Genomic DNA, 1,677 nt, shown 5'->3' with positions numbered 1-1,677 from the left:
GCAGGGCGGGAGCGAAAAAGGCATGCGCCGGCTTGATCTGCATATCAAAAGTCCATAGACGCCAAAGGGTAGCCACTGCCCCTCAACCAAGGAGCATAGGCGCCAAAACCACTAGCTATAAGTACACCAATGTCACCTAAAAATATACATACATTCAAAAATGTTTGTAAACTGGGAGGCAACCAAAATATCGTTTGAGGCAGACCTGAGGAAGATTGCCATCGAAGCCAAGAATGGCTATAGCTTCATCGATATCAATAGATTAAATCTATCGTTGCGTGGGCAGTTATCCCATTGGTAGCGTTGCCGAAACTCAGCAACAAGCTTGAATAGGCGGACGAATCAAAATGAGAAAAACGAAGGATGATGCGGAAAGGACATGCCAATCCATAATGAAATGCGCGCTTAACTTGTTCGTAGGTAAAGGCGTGGCAACGACAAATATGGAAATGATTGCTAAGCGTGCAAATATAAGCAGGGGCGCTATCTACTGGCATTTTAAGAATAAAGAACAGATCATTGAATCTTTAGTCTCGGTTACACCTGGCCCAATTGTTTATTTGCATAATAGATTGAGCGGCTACAGCCAGAGCCTGGGCAGTGATTTTGTTTTAGAGATATTGAAAGAAGTACTGATGGTGTATTCGAGGTCGGGTGGTAATGAAAATAAAGTGGCGCGACTCATATACTACAAGAATGATTCTTCACATACTTTCTTGAAGATGTTTTCGATGGAGAATTTGTTATCACTCAAGTGTCTTGATCTGTTGAAAAAATTTTACAGTAAAGATGCGGGTGGAAATGACGTCACTGGCGCAAGTGTCACCTGTGCGTTTTTTCTTTGGAAGGCAGTATTGCATGAGAATCTAATGGGAAGCGAAAATCTTATTTCTATAGATTTATTCGAGGAGAGTTATTTTAGAATGGTGAAGGCTTGAGCGAATAAGCTGATTAATAGTTATTTGTAATGTGTTTTAGGAGCTTGCTTCACTTCTTTAAGTTGTAGATTTGGTATATACTAAATGAGTTAATGGGTGGGTGATTTTTATGCTCTAATGGTGTGATTTCCTGCGTTTTTGAGTGAATTTTCAATGTATTAATTTTATAGACTTGCTAATGGGTGATGATGTAGTAGTCACTTGGCGTAATTTTGATCAATTTTTCTTTATTGCTCGATGTGGGATGAGTTATGCGTCGCACCAAAGAAGAACCTGATCAGAGTAGCGGGGCATTTTGGACTCCGCGGAATCGCTTTTCCTTTCTAATGGAGTATCGCGTACCATACTGGAGATGACAGCTAGGGATGGCAGTATCACACCTGGAGCTTTGTAGTGGCATTTTCGTAAAAAGGCACATCTGGTCCGCGAAATGCTCAATCATATTCGTATACCAATCGAGGAGATAATGCATGATATAAGTGTCGAATATGAAATCGATTGCTTATTCAAGCTTTACAATATTTGTGTTGAGTACATGGAGAGATTTGTTCGGACGGGCCCAGAGCGTAGCATTATGACTATATTTTTGTATCGCTGTGAGTTCGCTCTAGAAATGCGCGATGTCGCAGAGCGTCAAGACTCTCTAGTTCGAGAGTTTGTGGGGTCTGTCGAAAAGCTCTTTGCCCTGTGGATTCAACCGGTGAACGCAACACACTAGATTCTGCGTAAGCAGGAGGGT

At 41.6% G+C, this 1,677-nt stretch carries 1 protein-coding gene; it reads left to right on the top strand.

Going from position 1 to position 1,677, the window contains the following annotated elements; genetic code table 11:
- Positions 1-347 precede the first annotated feature (347 nt).
- On the top strand, positions 348-938 hold the full coding sequence (locus GSQ95_RS25900; RefSeq protein WP_158896910.1) for a TetR family transcriptional regulator: 591 nt from the start codon (positions 348-350) through the stop codon (positions 936-938).
- Positions 939-1,677 lie beyond the last annotated feature (739 nt).

Source organism: Pseudomonas sp. BAV 4579 (assembly GCF_009765395.1).
GTDB classification, from domain to species: domain Bacteria; phylum Pseudomonadota; class Gammaproteobacteria; order Pseudomonadales; family Pseudomonadaceae; genus Chryseomonas; species Chryseomonas aestiva.
Note: the sequence above shows the minus strand (reverse complement) of the source record. Positions and strands in the feature narration are given on the sequence as shown.